This window comes from Kitasatospora sp. NPDC040550, assembly GCF_055594965.1.
Map to the genome: position 1 here is coordinate 52222 of NZ_JBVIWC010000036.1, position 23289 is coordinate 75510.

13 protein-coding genes are annotated in these 23289 nt (G+C 70.0%); 10 read left to right on the plus strand and 3 right to left on the minus strand.

Going from position 1 to position 23289, the window contains the following annotated elements; genetic code table 11:
• The first annotated feature begins 102 nt into the window (after positions 1 to 102).
• The 4 genes from ACZ58X_RS35980 to ACZ58X_RS35995 all read left to right on the plus strand — a co-directional run bounded on the left by ACZ58X_RS35980 (position 103) and on the right by ACZ58X_RS35995 (position 9233).
• Positions 103 to 7305 (plus strand): RHS repeat-associated core domain-containing protein, encoded by a 7203-nt coding sequence (locus ACZ58X_RS35980; protein WP_470337787.1) that lies wholly within the window; start codon positions 103 to 105, stop codon positions 7303 to 7305.
• Positions 7302 to 7583 (plus strand): hypothetical protein, encoded by a 282-nt coding sequence (locus tag ACZ58X_RS35985; protein WP_470337788.1) that lies wholly within the window; start codon positions 7302 to 7304, stop codon positions 7581 to 7583. The genes ACZ58X_RS35980 and ACZ58X_RS35985 overlap by 4 nt, the downstream gene beginning before the upstream one ends.
• Positions 7584 to 8161: 578 nt before the next feature.
• Positions 8162 to 8638 (plus strand): hypothetical protein, encoded by a 477-nt coding sequence (locus ACZ58X_RS35990; protein ID WP_470337789.1) that lies wholly within the window; start codon positions 8162 to 8164, stop codon positions 8636 to 8638.
• Between the two features lie 214 nt (positions 8639 to 8852).
• Positions 8853 to 9233, plus strand: coding sequence for an SUKH-3 domain-containing protein (locus ACZ58X_RS35995; RefSeq protein ID WP_470337799.1), 381 nt, complete (start codon positions 8853 to 8855; stop codon positions 9231 to 9233).
• Positions 9234 to 9510: 277 nt separating this feature from the next.
• Here the strand turns inward: ACZ58X_RS35995 and ACZ58X_RS36000 are convergent, their stop codons facing one another.
• Complete coding sequence (locus ACZ58X_RS36000; protein ID WP_470337790.1) at positions 9511 to 9726, minus strand: hypothetical protein; 216 nt, start codon at positions 9724 to 9726, stop codon at positions 9511 to 9513.
• Between the two features lie 240 nt (positions 9727 to 9966).
• Between ACZ58X_RS36000 and ACZ58X_RS36005 the strand changes: the two genes are divergently transcribed.
• From ACZ58X_RS36005 to ACZ58X_RS36015, 3 genes are all read left to right on the plus strand, one after another.
• A complete protein-coding gene (locus ACZ58X_RS36005; protein WP_470337791.1) occupies positions 9967 to 10614 on the plus strand; it encodes a DUF3710 domain-containing protein in 648 nt (215 codons plus the stop codon).
• Between the two features lie 102 nt (positions 10615 to 10716).
• Positions 10717 to 12849 (plus strand): 4-alpha-glucanotransferase, encoded by a 2133-nt coding sequence (gene malQ, locus ACZ58X_RS36010; protein ID WP_470337792.1) that lies wholly within the window; start codon positions 10717 to 10719, stop codon positions 12847 to 12849.
• Between the two features lie 74 nt (positions 12850 to 12923).
• Complete coding sequence (locus tag ACZ58X_RS36015; RefSeq protein ID WP_470337793.1) at positions 12924 to 13148, plus strand: hypothetical protein; 225 nt, start codon at positions 12924 to 12926, stop codon at positions 13146 to 13148.
• Positions 13149 to 13279: 131 nt separating this feature from the next.
• Here the strand turns inward: ACZ58X_RS36015 and pepN are convergent, their stop codons facing one another.
• Both pepN and ACZ58X_RS36025 read right to left on the minus strand, forming a co-directional pair.
• On the minus strand, positions 13280 to 15859 hold the full coding sequence (gene pepN, locus ACZ58X_RS36020; RefSeq protein ID WP_470337794.1) for an aminopeptidase N: 2580 nt from the start codon (positions 15857 to 15859) through the stop codon (positions 13280 to 13282).
• 146 nt (positions 15860 to 16005) lie between these two features.
• A complete protein-coding gene (locus ACZ58X_RS36025) occupies positions 16006 to 17676 on the minus strand; it encodes an outer membrane protein assembly factor BamB family protein (protein ID WP_470337795.1) in 1671 nt (556 codons plus the stop codon).
• Positions 17677 to 18098: 422 nt separating this feature from the next.
• Between ACZ58X_RS36025 and ACZ58X_RS36030 the strand changes: the two genes are divergently transcribed.
• The 3 genes from ACZ58X_RS36030 (at position 18099) to ACZ58X_RS36040 (ending at position 23156) form a co-directional block, all read left to right on the plus strand.
• A complete protein-coding gene (locus ACZ58X_RS36030) occupies positions 18099 to 19277 on the plus strand; it encodes an ROK family transcriptional regulator (protein ID WP_470337796.1) in 1179 nt (392 codons plus the stop codon).
• A 290-nt stretch (positions 19278 to 19567) separates the two neighbouring features.
• Positions 19568 to 21472 carry a 1-deoxy-D-xylulose-5-phosphate synthase gene (gene dxs / locus ACZ58X_RS36035; RefSeq protein WP_470337797.1) on the plus strand — a complete coding sequence of 635 codons (1905 nt, stop codon included), beginning with the start codon at positions 19568 to 19570 and terminating at the stop codon, positions 21470 to 21472.
• A gap of 157 nt (positions 21473 to 21629) precedes the next feature.
• Positions 21630 to 23156 (plus strand): ArnT family glycosyltransferase, encoded by a 1527-nt coding sequence (locus ACZ58X_RS36040; protein WP_470337798.1) that lies wholly within the window; start codon positions 21630 to 21632, stop codon positions 23154 to 23156.
• Positions 23157 to 23289 lie beyond the last annotated feature (133 nt).

Here is a 23289-nt window from a genome sequence, read left to right on the forward strand (position 1 = left end):
AGGCTTGGCAATCCGTGGGGGGATCAAGTGCCGCGTCGCTTCCGTCTGTTCACCCGAACACGCAGTTCCCGGCTTGCCACGGCAGCTGCCCTGGCCGTGTGCATGTCCGTGGTCACGCTCCCGTCGGTACAAGCGGTCGCCAAAGCCGCCGCCCCGCCCGAGGTCTGGGTGCCGCCGAACACTCCGGTGCCGGACGTCCACCCGGTGAAGGGTACGAACGGCAAGGTCGCGGGCCACACGCCCGACCCGGGCAAGAAGTGGTCGCCACCAGCCGACTCCAGTCCACCGTCGGGGAGAGCGACCGCCGTGCTCGGCGGCGCCTCGGTCGCCGGGAAGGCCGCCATGGCACCGGCGGCCGCCGACGCGTCGCCGACCGCCCTGCCCTCCCAGCCGGTCCGGGCGGGCTCGCTGCCGGTCTGGATCGCGCCCGTCGCGGGTGCCAGGGCCGCCGCCAAGTCCGCAGCGGCGGCTCCGCCGAACGACGCCCCTGCCGCCGCACCCACCCTCCAGGTCGACCTGGCCGACCAGGGCCGGACCAAGGCCGCCGGCGTCAACGGCGCCCTGCTCGCCCTCACCGACACCGGCGAGGGTGGCCGGGCCGACCGGGTGCAGATCGGGATCGACGTCGACGCCTGGGCGAAGAACGCGGGCGCCAACTGGGGCTCCCGCGCCCGGATCGTCCAGCTGCCCGGGTGCGCGCTGACCACTCCCGGCGCCGCCGGTTGCACCACCCGTACCCCGGTCCGGTCCCAGCACGACGAGGCCACCGGCCGGCTGACCGTCGAGGTCGACGTTCCGCAGTCGACCGCCACCAAGTCCTCCGTTGGCAAGTCCTTCTCCGCCGGGGCGTTCGACAGCCCGGCGGCCGGTTCCTCCTCGAGCGTCGCGCTCGCCGTGGAGGCGGACGCCAAGGGCAGCAGCGGTGACTTCACCGCATCGCCGATCACCCCGTCCGCCTCCTGGCAGGCGGGTGCGAACGCGGGCAACTTCACCTACGGCTACACCGTCGAGCTGCCCTCCGCGCTGGCGGGTGCGGCGCCGGCGGTCTCGCTGGGCTACGACTCCTCCGCCGTGGACGGCAAGACCGCCTCCACCAACGCCCAGCCGTCCTGGATCGGCGACGGCTGGGAGTGGCACCCGGGTTCCATCGTCCGTGGCTACAAGAGCTGCAAGGACGCCGGGGTCGAAGGCTCCGGCGACCAGTGCTGGGGGGGTGACCTGCTCCAGCTCTCGCTCGCGGGCCACGCGGGCCAGCTGGTCAAGGACGACAAGTCCTGTGAATGGCACCTCCAGGGGGAGGACGGCACCAAGGTCGAGCGGCTGACCGGCCAGAGCAACGGCGCCTGGAACGGCGAGGCCTGGCGGATCACCACCGGCGACGGCACCCAGTACTACTTCGGCGCCAACCACCTGCCCGGCGGCGACGGCAGCGACCAGGCCAGCAACTCCGTCTCCACCGTGCCGATCTACTGGCCCGGCGGCCAGGACCCGTGCCTCAAGGACGGCTCCCCGGCCACCAAGACCTGGAACCAGATGGGCTGGCAGTGGTCGCTGGACTACGTCGTCGACCCGCACCAGAACCTGATCACCTACCGGTACGACCAGGAGCAGAACTACTACGTCCAGGGCGGCGGCCAGAACAACGGCAACGGCCCCAGGACCCAGTACCAGCGCGCCAGTTACCCGACCTGGGTCGGTTACGGCCAGCGCCTGCCCGACCAGATCGCCGCCAAGGGCAAGGCCAACCCGGCCGCCCAGGTGTGGTTCCGCACGGCGGAGCGCTGCCTGCCGGACAGCGCCTTCTCCTGCGACCCGTCCCAGCGGAACAAGGCCAACGCCAAGCGCTGGCCGGACACTCCGATCGACCAGACCTGCGACGCGACCGGCGACTGCACCGTCTCCTCGCCCACCTTCTGGACCACCAAGCGGCTCACCAGGATCGACACCGAGGTCTGGACCGGCAGCTCCTACCGCCCGGTCGACTCCTTCGCCCTCAACCAGTCCTTCCAGGACCCGGGCGACGGCACCTCACCGTCGCTCTGGCTCGACTCCGTCCAGCGCACGGGCAGCAACAACCGCACGCCCATCACCCTGCCCGCGGTGTCCTTCCAGCCGCAGCAGATCGCCAACCGCGTGGCGGGCAAGATCGTCCGGCCGGACGGCACCTCGGCCTCGATCGAGCCGTACAACCGCCCGCGCATCCAGAAGATCACCACCGAGACCGGCGGTCTGATCAACGTCGTCTACCGCCCCGCCGAGTGCTCCAGGGAAGCCGGCGGCACGATGCCGGCGTCCGAGGACAGCAACACGATGGCCTGCATGCCGGTCAAGTGGTACCTGCCCGGCCAGAGTGATCCGGACCCGGTCAACGACTGGTTCAACAAGATCATCGTGCAGTCGGTGACCCAGGAGGACTCGGTCGCCGGCGGCAGCCCGCTGGTCGTCACCAACTACGTCTACGGCGGCGGCGCGGCCTGGCACCGCAACGACTCCGAGATGCCCAACCCCAAGGCGCGCACCTGGGACCAGTTCCGCGGCTACGCCACGGTCACCACCCTCACCGGTAGCGGCAGCGACGTCGAGGCGCCGCGTACCAAGTCGGTGGCCACCTTCCTCCGGGGTATGGACGGCGACGTCCTCGCCAACGGATCCACCCGCCAGGTGACCGTCACGGACGTCCACGGCGGAACGATCAAGGACGAGAACGTCCTGGTCGGCTACATCCGCGACTCCGCCAACTACAACGGCGAGTCGGGAGAGCTCCTCTCCACCACGGTCTCCGACCCGTGGATCGGACCGATCACGGCCACCCGCAGCCAATCCGGCGGGATGCCCGCGATCACCGCCCGGGCCGTCAACTCCCTCAAGGTGACCGACCGCGAGAAGCTGGCCAACGGCTGGCGCACCCGTGAGCGCTCCACCACCTACGACTCGACGCCGTTCGCCCGCCCGCTCACGGTCTACGACAACGGGGACCTGGCCCACCCCGAGCAACTGCTCTGCACCTCCTTCGAGTACGCCACCCGCCCCGGCGGTGCCGCCACGCAGCTTGCCTCGCACACCCTCGTCCTCAAGGGCGCCTGCGGGCAGCCGGCGAACAAGGACAACACGGTCTCCGACACCCGGGCCTACTTCGACGGCCTGCCGCTCGGCCAGGCCGGCGCCACGTCCGAGCAGACCTCGACCGAGGTCCTGGAGCGGTACGACGCCAACGGCCGGCCGGTCTACCGGACGACCGGCCGGGCGAGCTTCGACGCCTACGGCCGGGTCATCAGCACCGTCGACCCGACCCGCACCGACGCCACCCACCAGACCGGCGCCGAGACCAAGACCGCCTACTCCCCGGCTACCGGCCAGCTGCCGACCCAGGTCACCCACACCAATCCGATGGGCTGGCAGACCGTCAGCACCCTGGACGTCGGTCGCGGCTCGCCACTGAAGATCAAGGACGAGAACGGCCGGATCAGCGAGCAGGACTTCGACGCCCTCGGCCGGGGGATCGCGGCCTGGAGCCCGGGCAACGACCGGACCAAGAACCCGAACCGCCCGAACCGCAAGTTCTCCTACGCTGTCAACGGCACCAACGCGCCCTCGCAGGTGCTCAGTCAGGCCCTGATGGGCAGCCTCAAGCTCTACACCTCCAGCTACACCATCTACGACGGCCTCGGTCGCGTCCGGCAGACCCAGGCGACCCCGCCCTCGGGCGCCACCGGACGCATGATCACCGACGCGCTGTTCGACTCGCACGGCTGGCAGACCAAGACCAGCGCCGCCTACTACAACGACCAGGCCCAGCCCAGCGGACAGCTCTTCCTGCCCAACGGCGGGGTGCAGCCGGACAGCAAGATCCCCGCACAGACCGTCCAGAAGTTCGACGGCATGGGCCGCACCGTCGACTCCGTCTTCCAGTCGTACGGCGTCGAGCAGTGGCGCACCCACACCGACTTCGTCGGTGCCGACGAGGTCCGGGTGACCCCGCCGGCCGGCGGCTTCGCCAGCGCGACCGTGTCGGACGCCCGCGGCAACACCGTGGCGCTGCGCCAGTACAAGTCCAACACCCCGACCGGCGCGTACGACGAGACCACCTACGGCTACTCGCCGGAGGGCAAGGAGCTCTGGCGCAAGGACGCGGCCGGCAACACCTGGTCGTACGAGTACGACCTGCTCGGCCGCCCGGTGAAGACCACCGACCCCGACTCGGGTACCGGCACGACCTCCTACGACGACAGCAAGAACCTGGTCACCGCCTCGGACTCGCGGGGCAAGAGCGCGACCACCGTCACCGACCTGCTCGGCCGCACCACCGCGGCCTACGAGGGCGGGGCGGTCGACCCGGCCAAGCAGGTCGCGGCTTGGACGTACGACAACCTCGCCCTGGGCAAGCCGACCTCCACGACCCGCTACGTCGGTGGCGTGAACGGCGCCGCCTACAAGTCGGAGATCACCGGCTACGACATCGGCTACCGCGAACTCGGCGCCAAGACCACCATCCCGGCGGTCGAGGGCGGCCTGGGCGGTGTCTACCAGACCGACAACACCTACGACGAGGGCGGCCGCCTGTCGGCCACGGTCCTTCCGGCCGTGGCCGGGATGGCCCGGGAGACGCTGAGGTTCGCCCCCGACGACGTCGGCAACTTCGGCGGCCTGTCCAGTGCCTTCGGCCTGGCCGCGCCCAAGACCTATGTGGCCGACGTCCGTTACGACCCCTATGGCCGGCCGTTCCGCACCACGGTGGGCGGCGCCGGTACCCAGGTCGTCGCCACGATGGTCATCGACGACGCCACCGGGCGGGTCACCCGCTCGATCGTCGACAAGCAGACCGCCACCACCGCCCACGTCGACTCGGTCGACTACACGTACAACCCGCTGGGCCAGGTCACCTCGGCCCGCAACGCGCAGGACGGCCAGGTCGCCGACCTGCAGTGCTTCACCCACGACTACCTCGGCCGCCTCACCCAGGCCTGGACCGACACCGGCACCCAGAGCACCAAGCCGCAGCCGAGCGTTCCCGGCGTCGGCGCCTGCACCAACTCCGACGGCCCGTCCGTCGGAGCAGCGCCGAGCGTCGGCGGTCCGGCCCCGTACTGGCAGCAGTACGAGTACGACCTCATCGGCAACCGCACCAAGCTGGTCCAGAAGGACGTCACGGGTAACACCGCCAAGGACGTCACCACCACCCAGATTTTCGGTGCGGGCCCCAACACCCCGTCCACCGACCCGAAGACGGGCGGCGGCACGGGCGGTCCGCACGCGCTGATGAAGTCCACCCGGACCGGCCCGGCCGGCACCGCGGTGACCTCGTACACCTACGACGCGGCCGGCAACACCACCGCGATCACCGACACCCCGGGCACCAGGACGCTGACCTGGAACGCCCAGGGCAAGCTCGACCAGATCACCGGCACCGGCGAGAACGGCGCCACCAGCTACCTGTACGACGTGTCGGGCAACCAGCTGATCCGCCGTGACCTCGGCAAGACCACGCTCAACGTGGGCGCGGACCAGATCACCCTGGACACCGCGACCGGGGCGATCACCGCGGTCCGCAGCTACTCGGCCCCCAACGGCCTGTCCATCACCCGCACCATGACCAGCGGCAACTCCACGCTCGCCTACCAGAGCGCGGACCCGCACGGCACCAACGGCGTCCAGTTCGACGCGGGTACCCTCGACCACGTCCGCCGCCCCACCGACCCGTTCGGCAACGACCGCGGCACCCAGCCCGCGGCGGGTGTCTGGGCCGGCGACAAGGGCTTCGTCGGCGGCACCAAGGAGAAGACCACCGGCTTCACCCTCCTCGGCGCCCGCGAGTACGACCCCAAGACGGGCCGCTTCATCAGCCCCGACCCGATCACCGTCGCCGGCGACCCCCAGCAGTGGAACGCCTACGCGTACGCCAACAACAGCCCCATCAACAAGTCCGACGCCAACGGCCTGCGCGTCGACTGCAACCAGGAAACGGAGTGCACCGGCTGGTACGGGGACTCCCACGGCAACGTCACCGACATCGACCACGTCGCCCCGAAGCGGAAGCTCCCCACGGCACCGCCCACCCCGGCGGAGCAGCACGCGAAGGACGCCCTCGACGACGCGAACAAGATCGTCAACGAGAACAAGCGCAAGCGCGATGAACTCGTGCACAAGGTGGTCGACATCGTCGGCGACCTGATCGGCTTCAACGACGCCCGCGACTGCTTCACCAAGGGCGACGTGATGGCCTGCATCAACACCGCCCTCAACACCCTGCCCTGGGGCAAGATCTTCAAGGCCATCAAGGTCGGCATCCAGGCCCTGAAGATCTACAAGGAGATCAACAGGATCTACGACGCCATCAGGGGCGGCGAACGCGCAGCGAAGGAAGCCGAAGCCGCCTACGTCACCGCCAAGACCGCCGCGTCCGAAGCCCGCGCAGCCGAAGCGGCCGCAGCCAAGGCAGCCGAAGAAAAAGCGGCGAAAGAAACAGCAGGCGACGCGGCAAGCACGGAAGCCAAACCAACCAAGGCCGAAGCAGATTCATCCCCGACTCCGGACAAGTGCAACAGCTTCCCGGCAGCGACCATGGTCCTGATGGCGGACGGCACCACGAAGGCCATCGGTGAAGTCCACGACGGTGACGTCGTCATGGCAACCGATCCCCAGACCGGCGAAACCCGCCCCGAAACCGTCACCGCCACCATCACCACCCCCGACGACAAGGACTTCACCGACCTTACCCTCACCGACGACGCCAACCCCCGCGGCCCGCCCGCGGCCGACCAGGCGAAGATCACCTCCACCCACCACCACCCCTACTGGAGCGAGACCCGCAACCAGTGGGTCGACGCCGGCGACCTCACCCCCGGCGAACAGCTCCGCCAGCCCGACGGCACCACCCGGACCATCAAGTCCGTCCGCAACTACGCCTACGCCGTCACCACCCACAACCTCACCGTCAGCCTGCTCCACACGTACTATGTGCTGGCGGGGACCACGCCTGTCCTGGTGCACAATTGCGGCGGGATCGATGACGCAACAACGCTCTATCGATTTGGTAGTGGCCCGGAGACCACGGAAAAGCTGGCAGTAGATTCCGCTAACGCCGCAGCGCACGACTTCCCGCACGGAATCTCAACGTCTACGCGTCTTCCTCCCAAGATCAAGGAAACGGGAGAGTACCGCTCGACTACCGTGGGAGAACTCCGAGCGGCCGGATTCAAGGTAGAGCAGACGGGTAAGAACAAGGCGCACCATACCGTTCATCTGCCCGATCCAGTGACAGATGAAGTCACGCAGTCGCTGAATGATCTATTTAGGAGTCGAGAGTGAGTGATCCGGAGGCGATCGCTGGCGCAGTGGCACTAGATTCCTCTGCGGATATTTCGAGCAGGATTGCTGCGCTGCACATCCTGTTCGATCTGAACTCGGAAAATGCGCTAATGATTGCCTTGGCGGCAGCTGAGAATGAGGATCAGCTTCCGGACGTTCTCGCCTGTCTTGGCAAGGAGGTGGCTCGAATTGCTTCGAATTGCCGCTGGCTCACGGAGTTTGAACTCCGGAATATGAGCAACTTGGCATTTGATGCCTATTGTGATTACCTTGAGTAGTTCGGCCAGCAGTTTGAAGTCACCGATTCTGCTGGCCATGTAGCGCAGGCCTGTAGCGTGTCGGGTAGCTGACGTCTCCTACGGTGCGAGACTGATGTAGGACCTCTTCTCGCAATTCCCGGCGGCCCCAATGGACAAGTTTCTGGCGGGGCCGCCGTGCGTTCCGCGATTGCAAGACTCCACACGTACTATGTGCTGGCAGGCGCGACGCCAGTACTTGTTCATAACTGCGCTGAGGGGCACGCGGACGTCTATTTCGATGATGTCGAGGGGCACGCCTCGATCGCGGTTACGCATGAAGGAAATACGGTCCACAGCGATGCTGGCTGGAGGGCAAATTCTGGCGACCACTCTGTTGCTGCCATCCGTCCTGAAGGCGCCTCGCATGCGCCTGGAACAATTGTTGTCAGGGTTCCGCTTCCAAATGCCGAAAGGGCGCAACATGCCCAGAGGGCCATGGATGACTTCAGTCTGGGGCCCTATGACAGGAATACAAACAATTGCGTGACCTACTGTGCTCGAATCCTTGAGATTGGCGGATTCAAGGTGCCCGCAGAGGATTCACAGAATATTGCAGGATGGCTGCTAAATTCTTCGTATCCACAGAGGAGGCTGTAGATTTGGCTGCTAGCGGTTGGGAATCGCTCAAAGGAAAGCCAATGAAGTGGGAAGCTCCGGATAGGCTGCGGTCTCCAACGGCTTCGGCGACGATTAATCTCGCTGTTCAGATGATGGGCAGCAATATGATCGGCAACGAACTCATTGAGGTTGTTGCAGGATTTGTCTCCGCCAAGGCGCGAGTTGAACTGTGGGCGAGTCGCAGTCGGCCGCCGCTGACGCTTGAGCAGAACTTTGCTGTGGGGCAGGCCGCCTCGGATGCGCTGCGAATCGTCTATGAATCTTGGGTCGTATATGAGCGGGCATACAATTCGACTGGTGGGAAGATCTTTCGGCTGGAGAAGGAGGCGAGTGCTCTCATTCTTGCGCTTCGGGAGGCTACGGCCATTCTCACGCGGGTGAGGGAAGAGGGTGGCGGAGATGCAGTGCCTGAGTAAGGCGTATGCAGGAGAAGGTGGGCCGGGAATCCGATGCGGGACCATGTCCACGGTGCATGTGGGCGATACGCCCAAGGGTGATCACGGTGCACCTGCCTCCCCTTGCAACGCATGCTGGCGGGTGATGGATGGCTTGGGGGTGAATTACTAGTGAGCGGCGAACCTGCGGACTTTACCTCCCGATTGAATCCGGCAACGGTTTCTTGCCCTGCGGCTGGTCGGCTGGTACCCCGGGCGACATGTCGACGTGTCCTCCGATATCCAGTCCCTGGAGGCACAGGGGTACATCCCGAGTCCAGTGGCAATCGACTTTCTCGAATCCTTCCGTGGCCTCAAGGTTGGACCAGCCCGTGAGGACGGTCCCAAATTCATCAACGGTAAACCGTTTTCGGTCGACGCCGTGGGGGTCGGCAGCAGGCATGAGGAAGAATCCTTGGCGATCGGCTCAGCCGTCGGCGGCACCTGGTTTTCCTGTCGGCTGATGGCTCAGCTATTCGCATATCTTCATGCGGCAGGACGGTGCTCTGGCTGCTTACGCGAATGGCCTGATCTGGAGTATCGGAAACACCTTACGAGGGCTTGGGCCCCATGGTGAGTGTGGATCGCCCGCTGATCTGCGTTTATGCGCCTAGGGGGGATGAAGCCGTGGCCCAAGTAGGACTCACGTCCTACTGCCGCTCGGCGAGTCGGCCTGATGCGCGGCGTCGCGGCTGCTCCCAGCCTTCGAGTTCTTCTTCAAGATCTCCAGGAGACGAAAACCCAGTTCCGGTATTGGCAGTTCTACGGGGAATTTTCTAAAAGCGCTAGCGGCCCCGCCGGAGTCGTTCCGGTGGGGCCGCTGGGGTGTTTGACGGCAGTAGTTGACGGCAACGTCAGTGGACAGGTGCTGCACAAAATGGCGGTTCGTCGCCGTCGTCGGATCGGGTGGCGGGCACGGCGGGGTCGCGGAGGGCGTTGCAGAGGAGGTCGATGGCGTCGCGCTGGAGGCGGAGCCGGACGTGGGCGTACACGGTCGCGGTGACGCCGATGTGGGCGTGACCCAACAGCTCCTTGGCAGGGTGGGCTATCGCCAACTTTGTCCGGATCATGTCGCGATGAGAAACGCCGGCGAACTCACCCCCGTGAACACCTCCGCCAGCCCGACGGCACCACCCTCACCATCCAGTCCGTCCGCAACTATCCCCACGCCGTCACTACCCACAACCGCACCGTCAACCTGCTCCGCACCTACTACGTTTCCCCCAGGCAGGCAAGGGGTGGGAGTTCTCGGCAAGATGCGAAGGGAGCTGGCTGGCTGATGCCGGATGATGAGGGGATAGGAGAACGAAGTGAAGGAACCGATGGAGGAAGATCACGAATTCCTTCCGGCAGGCGAACCGCTCCGTCAGGCGGTGAGGGGTGTCGATGTCGGACCGTGGGACGTAACGGAAAAGGATCGGTGGGAAGCGGATCTTATCGACCTCGGTGGCTTGATGATTCCTCGCGAGCCAGGTGTCACGATCGAATTCAGTACCGTGCCGTCCAGAGGTCTGGTCGGAGTTGCTGTCAGAAAAGGGCGTGAGGTGGCGCTGCAGCTTCAGGCCTTCCATGTCACCGCGCAGGATCCGTGGGCAAGGTCTCGCGATCAGTTTGAGGCCAACGTGCGGCAGCTCGGCGGACAGGCGCGGGCCTGGACGGGTCGAGCCGGGATCGAACTCAGGTGTGAGGTTCCGGTGAGAGAGCCGTCCGGTCGGGCTGGAACGCAGACTATTCGCGTACTCGGCTGCGGTGGGCCGGGCTGGCTGCTGCGGGGAATCGTGAGCGGGAAGGGTGCCAGGGCGGAGAGTCGCGACGGGTGGGCCTATGACTTCTTCGAGCGGACCGTGGTGGTTCCGTCGTACGGGCAGGTGTCTGCGGCGATGTTGTCTCCGGCTGGGTTCGTCGGTCTGAGGCCGACTGCCGACGACCAGCCGATCCCGCTGCGCAGGCCCGACTGACGAGAGTGCCCGCACTCGTGTCGCACAGCGTGATCGAGGCGTCACCCGGGTAGGACTGGGCTGTCCTACCCGGGCGTTGCCGAGACATCGCAGGAGCCGCGAGTGGCCGCTTACCACGACAGTGACGGAGCCGACGGACGGAAGGTCCCGGCGCAGGACGCGCCGCCGCCGCCCGCCGAACTGGTCGCGCTGGCACGGGCGTACGGGGTGGACACCCGGTACCCGGGGGCCGGCGGGCAGACGGTGGGGGCGCGGACGCTGGTGGCCGTGCTGGGGGCGCTGGGGGTGGCGGCCGGGTCGCCGGAGGAGGTGCGGGAGGCGCTGGAGCGCCACCGGGCCGAGCAGCGGGAGCGGTTGCTGCCGCCGTGCGTCGTGGTCCGGCAGGGCCGCCGCACCGCGCTGGACGTGCCGGCGGACGCCCGGCTGCACGTGGAGCTGGAGGACGGCGGCAGTTGGGAGCTGTCGCGCGGTCACTCGCACTGGCTGCCCGCCGACCTGCCGCTCGGCCGGCACACCCTCACCGCGGAGAGCAACAGCAGGAAGGAACGGTCCGCGCTGATCGTCGCCCCCCAGCGGCTGCCCCGACTCCCCGGTCGCAGCTGGGGGTTCCTCACCCAGCTGTACTCCGTGCTGTCCGACCGCTCCTGGGGCATGGGCGACCTCGGGGACCTCGCCGAACTCGCCCAGTGGGCCGGCGCAGAACTCGGCGCGGGCTTCGTGCAGCTCAACCCGCTGCACCAGGCCCTGCCCGCGACGCCCGGCACCCCCTCCGACCCGTCCCCGTACCGCCCCTCCTCCCGCCGCTTCGCCGACCCGGTGCACCTGCGGATCGAGGCCGTCCCCGAGTACGCCTACCTGACGGCAGGACAACGGACGGAAGCGGACGACCTCGTCCACCGCGCCGCCCGGCTGCGCGAGGAGGTCCTCACCCACGACGGCCTGGTCGACCGGGACGCCGTCTGGGCCCTCAAGCGCGAGGCCCTCCAGCTCCTCCACGAGGTCCCGCGCGGCCCCGGCCGCCAGGCCGGCTACGAGGCGTTCCGGCGCCGCGAGGGCGAGTGGCTGCGCCGCCACGCCCTCTGGAACGCGATCGCCGAGGTGCACGGCGCCGACTGGCACCACTGGCCGAAGGGCCTGCGTCACCCGAACGGCCCACAGATCGACCAGGCGGCCAAGGAGCTCGAACCGAGCGTCGAGTTCCACCGCTGGCTCGCCTGGCAGGTCGACCAGCAGCTCGCCGCCGCCCAGCGCGCCGCCCGCGACGCGGGCATGGCGGTCGGCCTGGTCCACGACCTCGCCGTGGGCGTCCACCCGGACGGCGCCGACGCCTGGGCGCTCCAGGACGTGCTGGCCGGCGGCATCTCGACCGGCGCCCCGCCGGACGCCTTCAACGCCCACGGCCAGGACTGGGGCCTGCCGCCCTGGCGCCCGGACGCCCTGGCGAAGGCCGGCTACGCCCCGTACGCGGAACTCCTGCGCGCCGCCACCCGCCACGCGGGCGCGCTCCGCATCGACCACGTGATGGGCCTGTTCCGCCTCTGGTGGGTGCCCGAGGGCCATCCCCCCACCGAGGGCGCCTACGTCCGCTACGACGCCGAGGCGATGCTCGGCGTGCTGGCCCTGGAGGCGCACCGGGCCGGCACCGCCGTGATCGGCGAGGACCTGGGCACGGTCGAGCCGGGCGTACGGGAGGAGCTGGCGGCCCGGGGCATCCTCGGCACCTCCGTGCTCTGGTTCGAACGGGACTGGCAGTCCGACGGCGCCATCCTGCCTCCCGACCGCTGGCGCCCCGGCTGCCTGGCCACCCTCACCACCCACGACCTGCCGAGCACCTCCGCCCGGCTCTCCGGTGAGCACGTCGAGCTGCGCCACCGCCTGGGCCTGCTGGCCCGCCCGCTCGCGGAGGAGCAGCAGGAGGCGGCCGACGAGCTGGCCGCCTGGCGGGCCGAACTGACCGCCCTCGGCCTGCTCGCCCCGGACGAGCCGCTCACCATGCCGGCCCTGTACCGCTTCCTCGGCCGGACGCCGGCCGAGCTGGTCGGCGTCTGGCTGCCGGACCTGGTCGGCGACCCGCGCCCGCAGAACCTGCCCGGCACCTGGGACCAGTACCCGAACTGGCGCCTGCCGGTCGCCGACGGCACGGGCGCCCCGGTCACCCTGGAACGCCTCGCCGCGGCCCCCGCCGCCCGCCTACTCGGTCGGATCCTCACGCCCCCCGACCGCCAGGACCCGTAGCCGGATCCCGCAAGCGGAACCCCCAGCACCACCCCGACGCGCGCCGTCCCGTAAGCGGCGGGTAAGTTGGAATCGTGGACAAGAGGAACGCTTTGCGAGCCGGCGCGGTCTCCGCAACGGTCACGCTGATGATGCTGCTGTCGTCGCCCGCCATGGCCCTCACCAGGGACGACGGCGACGACCCGGGTGCCGGCCTGAGCGTCGGCCAGACCATCGGCCTGTACGTGCTGATCCCGCTCGCCGCGTTCGTCGTCATCGCGGCCTTCGCGGGTCTGCCGTACGGCAAGAAGAAGAAGTAACCGCGAGGAACCGCCGCGTCCGCCGAGGACGCGCAACAGGTCCACCGGGACCCGCAGGAACCCCGAAGGGGCGCCGGACGATCCGTCCGGCGCCCCTTCGGGCATGCGTCACCGAGCAGCAGGCACCGGCCTCAGCGGGCCCCGGCCGCCTTGTCGACCGCCTGGGCCTTGAGCGCGCGCTCGATCCCGGCCCGCGACTCGACGACCTGACGGCGCAGCGCCGGCGCCGGCTCGGCCGAGGCCAGCCAGGCGTCCGTGGCGGCGAGCGTCTCCTCCGTCACCTGGAGCGCCGGGTACAGCCCGACGATGATCTGCTGCGAGATCTCGTGGCTGCGGGTCTCCCAGATGCCCTTCACCGCGGCGAAGTACTTGGCCGCGTACGGTGCCAGCAGTTCCCGCTGGTCCGACTGCTGGAAGCCCGCGATCACGGCCTCCTGCACGTAGTTGGTGAGCTTGTCCGACTCCACCACCGAGGCCCAGGCCGCGGCCTTGGCCTCCGCGGTCGGGCGGGCGGAGCGGCAGCTGGCCGCGTGCTCCTGGCCGGCCGCGGTGTTGTCCCGCTCCAGCTCCGCGACGATCGCGGCCTCGTCGGCCCGTCCGGTGGCGGACAGGCGGGCGAGCAGCGCCCAGCGCAGCTCGGTGTCCACGGCCAGGCCCTTGAGCTCGACCGAGCCGTCCAGCAGCCCGGCCAGCAGGTCGAGCTGAGCGTCCGTGCGGGCGACCGAGGCGAAGGTGCGGGCCCAGGCCAGCTGGTGGTCGCTGCCGGGCTCGGCGGCGCGCAGGTGCTCCTCGGCGGCGGCGGCCCAGCGGAGCAGGCCCTGCTCGCGCCAGTCCGGGTCGGTGTAGGCGTCCAGGGCCAGCTTGACCTGGCGCTGCACGGACTGCACGACGCCGATGTCGCTCTCCCGGCCGATGCCGGAGAGCGCCAGCGACAGGTAGTCGCGGGCGGCGAGTTCGCCGTCGCGGGTCATGTCCCAGGCGGAGGCCCAGCACAGCGCGCGCGGCAGCGACTCGGTGAAGCCGCCGAGGTGCTCGGTGACGACGGCCATCGAGTCCTCGTCCAGCCGGATCTTGGCGTACGACAGGTCGTCGTCGTTGAGCAGCACGACGGCCGGGCGGTGGCGGCCGACCAGCTCCGGCACCTCGGTGCGCGGGCCGTCGACGTCCAGCTCGATCCGGTCCGTCCGCACCAGCGAGCCGTCGACCAGCTCGTAGAACCCGATCGCGATCCGGTGCGGCCGCAGCACGGCCTCGCCCTTGGCGCCGGCCGGCAGCGCGGGCGCCTCCTGCAGCACGGTGAAGGACTCGATCTCACCGTCCGTGTTCAGCACCACCGACGGGCGCAGCACGTTGATGCCGGCGGTCTCCAGCCAGGACTTGGACCAGGCCTTGAGGTCGCGTCCGCTGGCCTCCTCCAGCGCCCCGAGCAGGTCGCTCAAACGCGTGTTGCCCCAGGCGTGGCGCTTGAAGTAGGCGCGCACGCCCTCGAAGAAGGCGTCCTGGCCGACGTACGCCACCAGCTGCTTGAGCACCGAGGCGCCCTTGGCGTAGGTGATGCCGTCGAAGTTGACCTGTACGTCCTCCAGGTCGTTGATGTCCGCCATGATCGGGTGGGTCGACGGCAGCTGGTCCTGCCGGTAGGCCCAGGTCTTCATCTGGTTGGCGAAGGTGGTCCAGGAGTGCGGCCACTTGGAGCTCGGGGACTCGGCCTGGCAGACGGCCTCGGCGAAGGTCGCGAAGGACTCGTTGAGCCAGAGGTCGTTCCACCACTCCATGGTGACGAGGTCGCCGAACCACATGTGGGCGAGCTCGTGCAGGATCGTCGCGGCGCGCGCCTCGTACGCGGCGTCGGTGACCTTGGAGCGGAACACGTACTGGTCGCGCAGGGTGACGGCGCCCGCGTTCTCCATCGCGCCGGCGTTGAACTCCGGGACGAAGAGCTGGTCGTACTTGGGGAACGGGTACGGGAAGTCGAACTTCGCCTGGAAGTAGTCGAAGCCCTGCTTGGTGACCTCGAAGATCGCCTCGGCGTCCAGGAACTCGCGCAGCGAGGGGCGGCAGTAGACGGCCAGCGGCACGCGCTGCTCGCCGTTCTCGTAGGTGTCGAAGACCCCGACGTACGGGCCGGCCACGAGCGCGGTGATGTAGCTGGAGATCCGGCCGGTGGGCTCGAACTCCCAGACCTGGGTGGCGCCTTCGCCGACCGGCTCGGGGGTGGGCGAGTTGGACACCACGACCCAGCCGGTGGGGGCCGTCACGGTGAACCTGAACGTGGCCTTGAGGTCGGGCTGTTCGAAGTTCGCGTAGACCCGCCGGGCGTCCGGCACCTCGAACTGGGTGTACAGGTAGGTCTCGCCGTCGACCGGGTCGACGAACCGGTGCAGGCCCTCACCGGTGTTGCTGTAGGCGCAGTCGGCGACGACCCGCAGCTCGTTCTCGGCCGCCAGGCCGGGCAGCGGGATGCGGCTGTCGGCGAAGCTCGCCGGGTCGAGCGCCGTGCCGTTGAGGGTGATCTCCTCGACGCTCGGGGCGACGAGGTCGATGAAGCTGTCGGCGCCGGGGGTCGTGGCGGAGAACCGGACCACGGTCGTGGACCGGAAGGTACCGCCCTCGCGGGCCGAGCCGAGGTCGAGCTCGATGTCGTACGCGTCCACCCGGATGAGGTCGGCCCGGGTACGGGCCTCGTCGCGGGTCAGGTTGGTGCCGGGCACTCGCTGCACTCCTTCGTCAGGCTGATGGACCGAATCCTCGCATGCCCGACGAGCGGCCCGACCGGAAATCCCGACCGCAGAACGGGGGCGGGGCGGGCCCGGGCCCACCGGCCCCGACCCGCCCCGCGCTCACCGACCGGAGCGCGTCACTTCCGCCACTTGGTCAGCGGACCGTCGGTGTTGGTGTACCGGCGGAACGCGTACACCGCGTTGCCGTCGTCCGAGACGTAGTACACCGAGGTGCTCATGCTGATGTCGAACTTCCCGTTCGCGTTGGCGACGGTGCCGATGTCGGTCATCGACCCGTCGGTCGGCGAGAGCGTCACCAGCCGGGACGGCTTGTCGTAGCCCTGCGAGACCAGGGCGCGCACCTTGCCGTCCTTGTCGGTGCCGGTGACGAGCCGGATGTCGCTGCCGCTGCCCGAACCGGGGCTGGCCGCCCACAGGCGCTTGCCGGTGGTCAGGTCGTAGGCGTTGATGGCCGGCTTGGTCGGGTTGACCTGGACGTACAGGGTGGTGCCGCTCACCACGTTGCGGGTGAAGGCGGTGTCCTGGCCGGACAGGCGCAGGCTGTCCGAGCCGGCCTCCTTGACGGACATCTGGTTGCCCGGCTTGTTGTCCTTGTCGAACGGCAGGATGTAGTCGCCGTTCGGGCCGTTGGTGATCAGCAGGACCAGCGGCTCGTCCTGGACGACCGAGTCGACCTGCTCGATCGTGCCGGTCAGGGTGATCGGGGTGCTCACGGGCTTGCCGGAGTCGGCGTTCACGACGACCAGCTGCGACTTCGGGCCGCTGGTCATGTAGCAGCGGTCGCTGATGGCGATCTGGCTGCCGGCCGCGCGGGCCCGCATGGTGCAGTCCTTGTCCCGGGGCTGGTACTGCCAGGCCGGCTGGCCGTTGGAGATGTTCAGCCCGGCCACCGCGTTGCCGCCGACGGCGACCACGTTGTCGGTGACGCTCAGGGTCGGCTGGGACAGCCGGTCGGCGGTGGCCTTGACGGTCCACAGCAGCTTGCCCGAGGTGAGGTCCACGGCGCCGATGGTGGAGCAGTCGTAGTCACCGGTGTTGAAGGCGACGGCGGCGACGTTCTTGGAGTTGGCGGTGTACGAGGCGCTGCACACCTCCTTGCTGCCGGACGGCACCGGGATGTTCCAGGCCTGCTTGCCGTCGACCAGGTTGTAGGCCTTGACGCCGTCGCTGTCGACGCGGACGGCGAACTTGTCGGTGCCCCAGATGCCGAGCAGCTGGTTGGTGGCATCGGTGTTGGAGGGCGTCGGGGCGTTCCAGGCGACGTTGAACGTGGCCTTGCTGCCGTCCGGCGCGGGCGCCGGCGCGACGGTGTTCCCGCCGTTGTCGCCGCCGACGGTGCTGGTGCCGCCCGAGTTCGCCACCGGGCCGGGGCCCGGGTCCGGCTTGGGGTCGGGCTTGAGCAGCACGACCAGGCCGATGACGATGGCGATCGCCAGCACACCGCCGATGATCCCGCCCCAGAGCATGACGGGGTTGCGCTGCTTCGGGGCCGCCGGCACCGGAGCGCCGGGGTAGTAGCCCGGCTGCTGCTGGTAGTTGTAGCCGCCGCCGTACCCCTGCCCGGCGTCCGCCCCGGGGTAGCCCCCACCGGGCACCGGGTCGTACGGGCCGACCGGCGCACCCGCCGGAGGCTGGGCCGGCATCCCGGCCGCCGTCGGCGCGTACGCGGCGTAGTCGGCCCCACCCGCCGGCGGCTGGGCCGGGGGCGCCGGGGGTGCCGGGGGCATCGGAGGCTGGGCCGGCGGCCCGCCCTGCCCCGGCACCGCCGAGCCGTCGAGCTGGGTCATCTGGTCCGCGACGGCGGCAGGATCCACACCGCCCGCCGGCCGCCCGAACGAAACGCCCCGATTGCCCTGCGGGCCGCTGCCGGATGCATCGCCTGCACCCGGCGTAGGGTGATCCCCTGCCATCTGATTCCCCGTCATGTCTGGATGCGTCCCCCTGCCGGTACCGACCGCGGCCCGGTGGGACGGGTGAGATTGGGCACCATGCTAGTGGCGGCCGGTTTTCGCCCGCTCCCAGGACCACCCGATCCGGGCCCCGGCCCCCCTCACCGCGCAACACCTTCACCCCCCGGCCACCCCGCCCCCACGCCCCTGGCCACCCCGGGCCCCGCGCAGCGGCCCCCACCCGCCACCCCCCGACCCGTACCCTTCAGGAGTTGAAGGGGACACCCGGCGGAGGGTTCCCCACCCTGGGAGGGTGGATCATGTCGACGGACACACCGGGCTCACAGTCGTCCCTGCACCGGGCGAACCTGGAACGGGTGCTCCGCGCGGTTCGGATGGCCGGTTCGCTCACCCAGGCCGAGATCGCCCGCAGCACCGGCCTCTCCGCGGCCACCGTCTCCAACATCGTGCGGGAACTGAAGGAGAGCGGCACCGTCGTGGTCGCCGACACCTCCTCCGGCGGCCGCCGCGCGCGCAGCGTCTCGCTGAGCGGTGACGCGGGCATCGTGGTCGGCATCGACTTCGGCCACACCCACCTCCGGGTGGCCGTCGGCAACCTCGCCCACCGGGTGCTGGCCGAGGAGAGCGCCCCGATCGACGTGGACGTCTCGGCCGCGCAGGGCTTCGACCGCGCCGAGGCGATGGTGGCGCGCCTCCTCGCGCAGGCCGGCTTCCGTCCGGAGAAGGTGATCGGGGTGGGCCTCGGCGTCCCCGGCCCGATCGACGTGGAGACCGGCGCGCTGGGCTCGACCGCGATCCTGCCGGGCTGGACGGGCATCGCCCCGGGCCGGGAGCTGGGGGAGCGGCTCGGCATGCCGGTGCACGTGGACAACGACGCCAACCTGGGCGCGCTGGGCGAGCTGGTCTGGGGGGCCGGCCGCGGCCTGAGCGACCTCGCGTACATCAAGGTCGCCAGCGGGGTCGGCGCCGGCCTGGTGGTCAACGGCCAGATCTACCGGGGGCCGGGCGGCACCGCGGGTGAGATCGGGCACATCACCCTGGACGAGGCGGGCCCGGTCTGCCGCTGCGGGAACCGGGGCTGCCTGGAGACCTTCGTCGGCTCCCGCTACCTGCTGTCGCTGCTCACCTCGACCCTCGGCCCGGACCTCACCCTGCCCCGGGTGGTGGAGCTGGCCCACCAGGGCGACCTGGGCTGCCGCCGGGTGATCGCCGACGCCGGCCGCCAGATCGGTACGGGCGTGGCGACCCTGTGCAACCTGCTCAACCCGCGCCGGGTGATCCTGGGCGGCGACCTCGCCGAGGCCGGTGAGCTGGTGCTGGCCCCGATCCGCGACTCGGTGGCCCGCTACGCGATCCCCAGCGCGGCCCGTCAGCTGTCGGTGGTCCCCGGCACCCTGGGCGGCCGCGCCGAGGTGCTGGGCGCGCTGGCCCTGGTGATGAGCGAGATGGGCGAGTCCGGGGCCCTCGGCCGGCCCTGACCGCCGCCCGGCCCGCGGCCGGCACCGACCGCCGCCCGGCCCGTTCACCCGTCCGGCCGCAACCGGCGGAGAACATCCGTTCGTCAATGAGGATTGACCCGCGTCCCCCGACCGACCTCCCGGAATGGCGGTAACCGGTCGGTGGCACCGGGCGCGCCGCTCGGCGTCCGTGTAGCGGACATTAGACTCGACCGGTCGGTACCGGCCGCGACCACCGGCCTGCCGCCGGACCGGGCAGCGACGCCCGTCGGACCGTCCGTGGTCCGCGAACACTGAACGAGGAGGAACGGGTGGCCCTGCTGACCCGCATTCGGGGACCGCGCGATCTCGACCGGCTCACGCCCGGACAGCTGGCCGCACTGGCCCAGGAGATCCGGACCTTCCTGGTGACCGAGGTCTCCAAGACGGGCGGCCACCTCGGCCCCAACCTCGGCGTGGTCGAGCTGACCATGGCGCTGCACCGGGTCTTCGACTCCCCGCGCGACCGCATCCTCTTCGACACCGGCCACCAGAGCTACGTCCACAAGCTGCTCACCGGCCGCCAGGACTTCTCCCGGTTGAAGATGAGCGGCGGCCTGTCCGGCTACCCCTCGCGCGCCGAGTCCGAGCACGACGTGATCGAGAACTCGCACGCCTCCACGGTCCTCTCGTACGCGGACGGCCTGGCCAAGGCCAACAAGATCCAGGGCAGGACGGACCCGGTCGTCGCCGTGATCGGTGACGGCGCGCTCACCGGCGGCATGGCCTGGGAGGCGCTGAACAACATCGCCGACGCCAAGGACCTGCCCGTCGTCATCGTCGTCAACGACAACGAGCGCTCCTACTCGCCGACCATCGGCGGCCTCGCCAACCACCTCGCCACCCTGCGCACCACCCAGGGCTACGAGCGCTTCCTGTCCTGGGGCAAGGACGCCCTCCAGCGCACCCCGGTGGTCGGCCAGCAGCTGTTCGAGACGCTGCACGGCGCCAAGAAGGGCCTCAAGGACTTCATCGCCCCGCAGGGCATGTTCGAGGACCTCGGCCTCAAGTACATCGGCCCGATCGACGGCCACGACCTGACCGCCCTGGAGTCCGCGCTGACCAAGGCGCGCGGCTTCGGCGGCCCGGTGATCGTGCACTGCCTCACCGAGAAGGGCCGCGGCTACCACGCCGCCGAGAACAACGACGAGGACCGCTTCCACGCCGTCGGCGTGATCCACCCGGACACCGGCCTGCCGGTCAAGAACTCGGGCAAGGACTGGACCTCGGTCTTCGGCGAGGAGATGGTCGCGCTCGGCCACGAGCGCGAGGACATCGTGGCGATCACCGCCGCGATGCTCCACCCGGTCGGCCTGGCGCCGTTCGCCAAGGAGTTCCCGGACCGCATCTTCGACGTCGGCATCGCCGAGCAGCACGCCGTGACCAGCGCCGCCGGCCTGGCCACCAACGGGCTGCACCCGGTGTTCGCGGTCTACGCGACCTTCCTGAACCGGGCCTTCGACCAGGTCCTGATGGACGTCGCGCTGCACAAGCTGGGCGTCACCTTCGTGCTCGACCGGGCCGGCGTCACCGGCACCGACGGCGCCTCGCACAACGGCATGTGGGACATGTCGATCCTCCAGGTCGTCCCGGGCCTGCGGCTGGCCGCCCCGCGCGACGCCGACCAGGTCCGCGCCCAGCTGCGCGAGGCCGTCCAGGTCGAGGACGCCCCGACGGTGGTGCGCTACTCCAAGGGCTCGGTCGGCCCGGCCGTCGCCGCGGTCGGCCGGGTCGGCGGCATGGACGTGCTGCGCGCCGCCGGGGAGCCCGCCGGCGCCCACCGCGCGGACGTGCTGATCGTCTCGGTCGGCGCGATGGCCCCGACCAGCCTGGAGGTGGCCGACCTGCTGGCCGCCCGGGGCGTCACCGCCACCGTGGTGGACCCGCGCTGGGTCAAGCCGGTCGACCCGGCCCTGCCGGGCCTGGCCGCCGAGCACCGGGTGGTCGTCACGATCGAGGACAACGGCCGGGTGGGCGGCGTCGGCGCGGCCGTCGCGCAGGCGCTGCGGGACGCGGACGTGGACCTGCCGGTGCGCGACTTCGGCATCCCGCAGGAGTTCCTGGACCACGCCAGCCGGAACGAGATCCTGGCCGAGATCGGCCTGACCGCCCCCGCCATCGCCGAGAAGGTGGGCGCCCTGGTCGCCAAGCTGTCCGCGGCGCCGGTCGAGGCCTGAGCCGCCCCCGGCGGAACGGGCCGGCCACCCGCCGCCCGTTCCGCCGACGACCGATTGTCGTAACCGCGTAACAGTTCGTCACGGGGCGAGCTGACAATCGCACTGAATGGCGGGACCGGCGCTCTCCGCGCCGTTCCCGCCCGGTAGGTTGTCAACCGTGCCCACCCCCACCCGCCCCCGCCTCGACGGACTGGTCGACCGCCTGCCCGCGCGCGCCCGTACCCACATCCGACAGGGGTACTGGACGAGGCTGGTGCCGCTGCTCACCCTGGTCGCGGTGGCCACCCACATCCCGTCCTTCGCCCGGCCCGTCTGGAGCCCGGACGAGGGCTTCCTGGCGACCCAGGCCCGGATGCTCGCGGACGGCGGGGTGCTCTACGACACCGTGGTGGACCGCAAGCCCCCGCTCCTCCCCTGGCTCTACCAGGCCTGCTTCGCCGTCTTCGGCTCCGCCTCGCTGTGGCCGCTGCGCACCCTCGCGGTGGCGGCCCACCTGGTCACCGCGATCCTGCTGGCCTCGATCGCCCGCGGCCGCTGGGGCAACCGGGCCGGGGCCGGCGCCGGACTGCTCTACCTGCTGGTCTCCATCGGGCTCTCCCCGGAGGACACCCAGGCGGCGACCTTCGAGGTCTTCATGCTGCCCGCGATGGTGGCCGCCTTCCGGTACGCCGAGCGCCGCCGCTGGCTGGCCGCGGGCATCGCGGTCGCGCTCTGCTCGCTGACCAAGCAGACCGGCGGCGCGGTGCTGCTGCCGGTGCTCTGGATGCTCCTCCAGGACGCCCGCCGACGCGGAGTGCGCTGGCCGCCCGCCCTGTTCAAGATCGGGTTCGGCTTCGCGGTGCCGATAGCGCTGGTGGCGGTCATCCTCACCAAACCCAAGGGCTTCCTCTTCTGGGTGGTCACCGGCAGCGGCGACTACGCCACCTTCGGCGGCGCCTGGCTGCAGATGCTCGGCCGGGCCTTCGGCAACCTCGGCATCCTGGCCGCGGCGGGCCTCGGCTTCCTGTTCCCGGTCGGCCGCCGGCTCTGGTTCAAGTACCGCCACCGCCCGCTGCCGGTGGCCGGCGAGGAGCACGGCTCGACCACCGACCTGTGGGTCTGGCTGCTCTCCTCGGCCGTCGCGGTCAGCGTGGGCTTCCACTTCTTCGGCCACTACTACCTCCAGCTGATGCCCCCGCTGGTGCTGCTGGGCACCGGGGCGGTCGCCACCTCGGCGATCCGCTGGAAGCCCGTCCTGGTGTACACCACGGTCGCCGCCACGGTCTTCTGGGGCCTGGCGCTGGCCTGGCCGGGGGAGCAGATGAGCCGCAACACCGAGGTCGCCACCGCGGTCGCCGCCCAGACCACCCCCAAGGACACCGTGCTGGTCTGGGGCATGCACCCCGAGCTGTACTGGCTGGCCGACCGCAAGCCCGCGAGCCGCTACCTGACCGCCGGCTTCCTCACCAACTACAGCGGCGGCAAGGACGGCAGCGCCAACGTCGGCGAGCAGTTCAGCGTCAACAACGCCTGGCAGACCTTCGACAAGGAGCTCGCCAACGGCCTGCCCGAGGTCTTCGTGGACGACTCCGGCGTCGCCCCGTACCAGCCGGTGCTGGTCCCGCGGATCGAGAACCTGCTGGACACCCACTACGAGATGATCGGCGTCATCGGCGACACCGTCGTCTACCGCCTCAAGCACTGAGGCCCGACACCCCGTACAGCGGAGCCCCCGGCGACCAGCTTAGGTTCTAGTGGTCGTTGCAACACCCCAGCTCAAGGGGTGTTATGGACTTCGAGATTCGGAAGGACCGGGGTGCCAAGGGGCCTCGTCTGAC

What these genes read in the sequence shown, in the direction of transcription:
- ACZ58X_RS35980 (WP_470337787.1), top strand. Translation starts at nt 103, where the DNA reads ATGTCCGTGGTCACGCTCCCGTCGGTACAAGCGGTCGCCAAAGCCGCC.
- ACZ58X_RS35990 (WP_470337789.1), top strand. Translation starts at nt 8,162, where the DNA reads ATGGCTGCTAAATTCTTCGTATCCACAGAGGAGGCTGTAGATTTGGCT.
- ACZ58X_RS36000 (WP_470337790.1), bottom strand. Translation starts at nt 9,726, where the DNA reads ATGATCCGGACAAAGTTGGCGATAGCCCACCCTGCCAAGGAGCTGTTG.
- ACZ58X_RS36025 (WP_470337795.1), bottom strand. Translation starts at nt 17,676, where the DNA reads ATGACCCAGCTCGACGGCTCGGCGGTGCCGGGGCAGGGCGGGCCGCCG.
- ACZ58X_RS36030 (WP_470337796.1), top strand. Translation starts at nt 18,099, where the DNA reads ATGTCGACGGACACACCGGGCTCACAGTCGTCCCTGCACCGGGCGAAC.